6 protein-coding genes are annotated in these 7033 nt (G+C 68.9%); 2 read left to right on the forward strand and 4 right to left on the reverse strand.

Annotated features, from left to right (window positions below):
• Positions 1–4368, reverse strand: a 4368-nt coding sequence (locus tag ACILQS_RS14670; RefSeq protein WP_395640869.1) for a choice-of-anchor M domain-containing protein, incomplete at its 3' end; no start/stop codon positions are given.
• Between the two features lie 159 nt (positions 4369–4527).
• Here ACILQS_RS14670 and ACILQS_RS14675 point away from each other — a divergent pair.
• Both ACILQS_RS14675 and ACILQS_RS14680 read left to right on the forward strand, forming a co-directional pair.
• Positions 4528–4830 carry an ArsR/SmtB family transcription factor gene (locus ACILQS_RS14675; RefSeq protein ID WP_395640870.1) on the forward strand — a complete coding sequence of 101 codons (303 nt, stop codon included), beginning with the start codon at positions 4528–4530 and terminating at the stop codon, positions 4828–4830.
• A gap of 60 nt (positions 4831–4890) precedes the next feature.
• The gene (locus ACILQS_RS14680) at positions 4891–5046 is read left to right on the forward strand and encodes a zinc transporter permease (RefSeq protein ID WP_395640871.1); all 156 of its coding nucleotides are present in this window, start codon (positions 4891–4893) and stop codon (positions 5044–5046) included.
• 62 nt (positions 5047–5108) lie between these two features.
• Here ACILQS_RS14680 and ACILQS_RS14685 read toward each other — a convergent pair whose 3' ends face one another.
• The 3 genes from ACILQS_RS14685 to ACILQS_RS14695 all read right to left on the reverse strand — a co-directional run.
• Positions 5109–5975 (reverse strand): class I SAM-dependent methyltransferase, encoded by an 867-nt coding sequence (locus ACILQS_RS14685; protein ID WP_395640872.1) that lies wholly within the window; start codon positions 5973–5975, stop codon positions 5109–5111.
• Between the two features lie 70 nt (positions 5976–6045).
• Positions 6046–6810 (reverse strand): ABC transporter ATP-binding protein, encoded by a 765-nt coding sequence (locus ACILQS_RS14690; RefSeq protein ID WP_395640873.1) that lies wholly within the window; start codon positions 6808–6810, stop codon positions 6046–6048.
• Between the two features lie 28 nt (positions 6811–6838).
• Positions 6839–7033, reverse strand: a 195-nt coding sequence (locus tag ACILQS_RS14695) for a hypothetical protein (protein ID WP_395640874.1), incomplete at its 5' end; no start/stop codon positions are given.

Consider the following 7033-nt stretch of genomic DNA (forward strand, 5'->3'; position numbering starts at 1 on the left):
CACCACGGTCGCCGAGCGTGCGCTGTCGACCCAGATGGTGACGTCTTCGGGCTCGTGGAACTCCGACCCCGTGCCGTAGCGGGTCGAGTCGTCCTTCACTGACAGCTTCAGCCCGCCGGCATCCGCCGAATAGGTCACTTCGAAGAGGTCGATGTGCCCTTCCGTGAGCGCGATCGGGCGATCACCAGCAGAGCCCGGCGGCGGTGGAACCGCGATCGAGACCGCTTGGGACGGCTCCGACCAGGGTCCGGCCCCGAGGGCGTTGACCGCACGCACCGCGGCGGTCCAGCTGCCGTTCGGGACGTCGGCGAACGTCGTGGTGAAGCTGTAGACGTCCGGATCGGGTCGCGGGATCTGCTGCGTCACCGTCTGACCGGTCGACGAGGTGAGCCTCACATCGTGAGCCGTGATCGGGGAGAGCCCGTCGAAGGGCGCATACCATGACGTCGTCACGTCGTTTCCGCCCTCCTCGTCCAGCGAGAGGAGAGGCGGCCACGGAGCGTGCGGCACGTTCGGCGCCGGCAGGAAGTTGGCGTAGACCTCGCTGAGGATGCGCCCGCGGGAATCGAGGAGCGCAAGCGTCACCATGTCCCAGACGTCGACCGTCGTCGAGAGCGTCGCCTCCGTCGCTCCCGGGATCTTTCGGCCGTCGGGTCCGTACCACTGGTAGCCGGCGATCTCCGGTCGCGGTTCGGCGAGCACCAGGGCGAGTTCGACATCGGTCCCGTCGTCGACAGCCGCCGGCACCCCGCCGATCGAGGCGCCGAACTCGGAAGCGTCCACCGGGCCCGCGACGGGGCGGGGGCCGACGTGGAAGTGGTAGCTCTCGGCGGGTCCCGTGAGGGTGCCGACCGCGGTGGTGGTCGCCGACGGCGTCACCACCAGCTCGTAGTCACCGGGCTCCGTGAACACCCAGGTCGTGTGGTAATGCACATCGGGCTGGGTGAGGATCAGCTCCGGCTGGCCGTCGGTCGTGTCGATCCAGCGGTCGGTCGCCGTCAGGTCGGACTGGAAGATGAACACATCGCCGGGTCCGGTCACCTCGACGGCGAGCTGCACGGCGCCCAGCTCCCGCGGGATCTCGACGCCTGCCGGAAGAGTGGCGGCCAGGCGTTCGGTGCTCCAGCCCGGCCATGGCAGGCCGTCTTGCTGGACCCAGTCGAGGATGTAGAACTCCTCGCCCACCGGGAGGAACTCGTAGCCCTCCAGCTGCTCCTCGAGGGCGAGCGCGGACTGCGCCTGATCGACGGCGATCGTGACTTGCGACGGGTCCCAGAACGCATGGTCGAGGTCGTAGAGCCTCGAGTCGTCCTTGACCTGCAGCACGAGACGTCCGTCGTCATAGGTGAGTTCGAAGAGGTCGATGTGGCCGTTGTCGAGCACGACCTCTCGCAGCGGCATCTCACGCGGCGCGGCGACCTCGAGCGCAACGGCGGCCGACGGTCCGTAGCCGACGGCGCCCGCGGGGGTGACGAACGAGGCGCGATACTCGGCACCGTCGTCCCCTTCTGCGGCGTCGAACGCCAGCACCATGCCGGTCTCGCCCTCGACGATCTCGAAGTCGTCGGCGCCGGCAGCGCGGCGCTCCCAGCGCACGTCGGTAAGGACGGTCGCCGCCGCGCTCGACGCGGTCAAGCTGACGGGATCGCCCGTGTCGACATCGGTCTCGCCGCTGACCGAGATCACCTGACGAGCTGCGCCGCCATGGTCGTCGTGGTGGATCGTCGCGATGTCGCTGATCAGCGGGTCACCGCCGTCCGCGGGCGTGACGATCGCGCGCACCTCGACCTCGGCGAGCGCCTGCTCGGCGATCAACTGCGCGTTGCGGCTGGCGGCGTCGGGAATGTCGGACCAGACGTCGGACCCGGGCCACTTCCACTGCCAGCGCACCGAATCGTCATCGGCGATCTCGGGATCGGCGATCAGCCGAAGGTTGATGTCGTAACCCTGGTGGTAATGGCCCCCGAGCGCATCCGGAAAGAGCAACTGCTCATCCGGCGTCGCGTCGGAGATCGTGAGCACCTGCTGCACGTACGCCGAGGTGCCGATGGTGCCGTCGTCGTAGGTGCGGGTCACCTCGAACAGCAGGGTGTCGCCGTTCTCCTCCACGGTCAGCGGCAGCACGATGGAGCGATCTGCCTCTGTCGACCCGGACCCGAGCTCGGTGAAGGTCCAGGTCGCGCCGTCGAACAACGACCAGCGATACCGTGCACCAGGGAACTCGGGGTGCAGCCCGGCCGTCGCTTCGAGCGTCTGCCCGGCGCGGTACACGCTTCGGATGCCCTCGAGGATGACCTCCTGGGAAATGATGTCGCCGACGAACGGTGCGGACTGCGCCACGACGAGCCCGTCCCGCACCGTCTGCACCGACCACGTGGCACCGGTCACACTGGAGGTGGGCCGGAGCACCAGCTCGGAGTCCTCCACTGCCGCTGCCCCGTAGGCTGCCCATGTCGACTTCCCGTATCGGTTTGCGAGCCGGAGGGAGTCGCCGTCGTCGGCACTTCCCGAGAGGACGAGTCGAAGAGCATCGCCGACATAGTGGTCGCCGACCGGCCACGCGGTGGTGACCGGAGTGACGGCATCCTCGACGACGAGGGCCACCCACGCGGTCTGCGAGACGTTCGTGGTGCCCTGCCGCAATCGCGCGCTGATCTCGTAGCCGTCCCGGTCGGCTCCGAGCAGCTGGGTGAGCTGCCCGTTCGCGGCGGCGGTGCGATCGCCGTCGCCGTAGAAGACGTAGTCGGAGCCCGTTTGTCCGATGGCGCGGATCAGCCACCGGTAAGTCTGCCCTTCGCCGAGAGTGTGGCCCACGATGGAGGCGTCAAGCCGGTCGCCGGGCTGGTAAGACGACTGAACCCCGGAAATCGCGAAGACCTCGCCCCCCGGGGCCGTGACGGCGACCGGGGTCGCGGTCGAGGTCGACGCGGCCGCGTCGAGCACCACACTGGGAACGAAGGCGGCGGTCAGCGCTCGCGCGCCGACCGGCAGGGTCGTCGTGTACGTGATGTCGCCCGCCACGGCCGGTGCGTGCCAGAGCGCAGTGGCTCCGTCCCGGAACTCGACATGACCGGCGACGCCGGCCGGCTGCACGGTGGCGGTCAGTGTGACCTGCTCGTCGGTCGTGATCTCAGCGTCGGACACAGACAGCGTCGTCGTGGTGTCGATCGGCGCCGGCAACGAACCGACGACGAAGGTGTACACCGCGGTGGCGCTGACCGGCGAACCCGAGATCGTGGCGGTCGCCTCGACGGCCAGGCGATAGCTGCCGGCTGCGGTGAACGCCCAGTTGGCGTGCATGTGGGTCCGACCAACGGTGAACGCGGCGATGCCCTCATCCGTCGACCAGAGCCGGGTCACCGAGGAGCTCCCGCCACCCGTGTACACCTCGAGATCGCCCGGTCCGCTGAACCCGGTCAGGGTGAAGGTCGTCTGGTTGCCGTCGACAGCTCCTGCCGCCACCGACTCCGTCGAGAAGCCCGGCCAGAGGAGGTCGCCGCCCGGATTGCTCTCCGGCGCGATCCAGACCGACGAGCCCTCCGGCCCGACGAAATCGAAGCCGGCGGGCAGCGTGGTGACGGCGTCTGCGTCGACATGGAAGCGCACCGTCTCCGGGTCGAAGCGCGTGCCGTTCACCCCATCGACGTCGGCCTTGGTGCCGAGCGCGAAGTCGCCCGCGTCGGAGAACGTCGACACGGCGTCAGTGTGCACGTCGGCGAGGATGCGCAACTCACGCGAGGCGGGAGCGGAGCCCGCCCCTTCGGAGCTGGGCGATGGAATGGCGGGTGCCGGACCGATGGTAGCGCCGACCGCACGACTTACCTCGTCGCCCTCCGCGTCGGCACCCTGGTCGGCCTCCGGCAGTGGGTCCGGTACGACCGGAGCCGGCACGACGAACGACAGCACGACCGCATTCGAGTCGATGGGGGTGGACGAGACGCCTTCGGCCGTCATGGTCGCGAGCTGTCCGTGCATCCCGAACGTGACCGCGTACTGCCCCGGAGCGTCGAAGCGGGCTCCGAGCTGAGTCGCGCCCGGCCCGACGGCGACAGCGGTGCCGACCCGCGCGGCGGCGACGCCTACCGTCACGTCGACGTCGCCGGGGCCCTCCACGTCCCGCACCGTGAGCGAAAGCGATTCGACGGAGATGCCGTCGCTCAGCGACTGGTCGATTACGAGTTCGCCGCCGAACGATCCGTCTTCGCCGAGGGTGATCGCCGATGATGCGCCGGTCAACGTCATCCCGCCGTCGGACACGGTGGCGGTGAGCGTCGAGGCGCTCGTCTGCGCGAGAGCGGGCAGGGTACCGGGGAGAGAGAGCATCGCCGCGAGGGCAAGTGCGAAGACGGAGGCGAAGGAGCGGCGCATGGGGGACTTTCCAGTCGGCCGGATGGTCTCCAGCTATTGATATTGATTCTCAGTATCCCCATACTGCGTGACGTGAGGGCGAAGCGTCAAATCCGTCCCGCCCAGCGTCGCGCGACGCCGCGAGCGTCAGATCGGATGCACTCCTGCTTATATGTACCCATGACGCGCGAACTCGACTCCGTAGCGGAGCTGTTCCGCGCGCTCGGTTCGGTGTCGCGTCTCAGCATCCTTCTCGCGTTGCGCGACGGGCGGGCGACCGTGACGACCCTCGTGGGATCCACGGGGATGTCACAGCCGTTGGTGTCACAGCATCTGCGGTCACTCCGTGAGGTCGGCCTCGTCAGCGTCGAGCGCCTGGGCCGCGAATCCCACTACTCAGTAGCGGATCGGCACGTGCAGCACATCGTCGAAGACGCCATGACGCATGCGTCCGAAACCGCAGGCGAGAACGACTCTCAATAAATAAACGTATTGCAATATCTTTATATGTGTGGTGGACTCGGTATCGACGAAGGGATACCCATGGCCGAGAACGAGACCCACGCCGAGCATTCGCTCGCCGACCACGAACACACCGACGGCTGCGGCCACGAGACCGTGGAGCACGACGGTCACATCGACTTCGTGCACGATGACCACCGGCACGCTCTGCACGGCGACCACTACGACGAGCACTGACCTCGTCGTCCAACGCGAAGGCCCCCTCCGGATTCCGGAGGGGGCCTTCGTCTGTCACGCTCTCACACCCTGGTCCCGCGGTGCACGGTATTGGCGGACAGCAGGAACAGGTCGGCCCGCCGGATGAGGCTGCGTGGGTCTTCGCGGTCGAGCAGGACATCGAGCGCGACTCGATCGGCTTCGGGCAGTCGTGTGCCAACGGCATCCCGTACATGTTCGAAATGCCGCACGATGTGCTGCCGAGCGACCCGCGAGACCGGTGCCGTCAGATCCAGCACGAAAGTGCGGCTCTCGACATCGATGAGACCCGCATCCCTCATCCGGTCGGGCCAGTCCCGCTCACCCGACAACGCGGCATCGGTCATGTTCCAACGCTCGCGGTAGTACCGCGAAAGCTCAGCCTCGAGCCGTGCCATGAGGCCGGGATCGGAGACCCCGTAGCCTCCCGGCAGGTTGCGCATCGGGAGACCCCCCTCGGCGATCGCGACTCGTCCACCGGGGGTCGTGCTCGCGGCGAGGGCCGCGATGGCGGCGCCCGGATCCGGAGTGTGGTGCACGACGTGGCTGGCCCACACGATGTCGGCCGCCGGGAGTGTCCCGAGGTCGTCGATACGCCCGCGCACGAGTTCCACCCGATCTGCGACTCCCGCCTCGGCCGCGACCACCGACCCGCGATCGAGGAACGGCTGCGTCGGGTCTACGGCGATGACGATGGCGTTCGGCTGCCTCAGGGCAAACTCGACGGACGCGTACGCGGGGCCGCTCCCGGCGTCGATGACACGCTGCACGTCGAGACCTTCGACGACCCAGTGCGCGGCCGACGCCAGCCACGGTCGCGCGAGCGAGCCCTCGACGTCCAAGGCGACGAGCTGCTCCTCCCAGTTCTCGTAGTGGCTGTGGCTCGGGTGGTGGTTATCGGACGCGGTCATGGCGTTCCCTTTCTGTATGCGCACATCGACACGGAGGTGCGCAGGTGCGCGGTGCGCGGTGCGGCGGGGGTCACCGCCCGACGATGACCCGCCCCCGGCCCTCGACATCCACGTCGCGTGCCGCCACGCGATAGGTCTCTTCCACCAACGCGGCGGTGAGGATGTCGTCCGGGTGTCCGTCGGCGACCACCCGGCCGTGATCGAGCAGTACGATCCGGGTGCAGTACGCACGGGCGAGGTCGATGTCGTGAAGGGCGACGACGCTCGTCGCCGATCCATCTGCGAGGTGGGCGAGCAGGTCGTGCTGGTGCCGCAGATCGAGGTGGTTGGTCGGCTCGTCGAAGAGCAGCACGTCGGCGGCCTGCGCGAACGCCCGGGCGATGAGCACGCGGCGACGCTCGCCGCCCGACATCTCCCGGAGGCTGCGATCGAGGAGGCTGCCGATCTCCCAGCGCGCGGCAAGGGTCTCGATGAAGTCGTGGTCGGCACGGCGGTAGGGCCGCCACTCCGGAGTCGCGACCCCGCGCCCGAGGAGCAGCACGTCGCGTGCCGTGAAGGGAAGCTCGGTGTACTCGTCCTGGGCGACCGACGCGATGAGCCGCGCCCGCTCGCGAGCCCGGATGCCGGCGAGCGGTCGACCGTGCAGAGAGACCGAGCCCGCGTCGGGCGCGGAGATGCCGGCGAGCACCCGCAGCAGACTCGTCTTGCCCGAACCGTTAGGGCCGAGCAAGGCCACCGTCTCGCCGGCGCCGATCACGACATCCACCGGACCGAGCGCGATGCGCGACCCGTGGCGGACCTCGATCGCGTGGCCCGCGATGACGGGGGCGGCCACGCCCCCGTCATCGCGATCGGAGTGGTCGTCAGCCATCGAGCCCGGCGGTGAGCAGCTCGACACCCGTCACCGCGGTCGGCCCGGCCCCGGTGACGGCGGAGGGGATCAGGATGAGGCGCCCCGCCTGCACGGCGTCGAGAGCTTCCGCACCGGGCTCGGCGAGGAAGCGCGCGCGGGCATCCTCCGCGGTGTCACCGGTGAAGCCGTAGCCGATGACGATCCA

Source organism: Pseudolysinimonas sp. (genome assembly GCF_044239695.1).
In the GTDB taxonomy this organism is placed as follows: domain Bacteria; phylum Actinomycetota; class Actinomycetes; order Actinomycetales; family Microbacteriaceae; genus Pseudolysinimonas_A.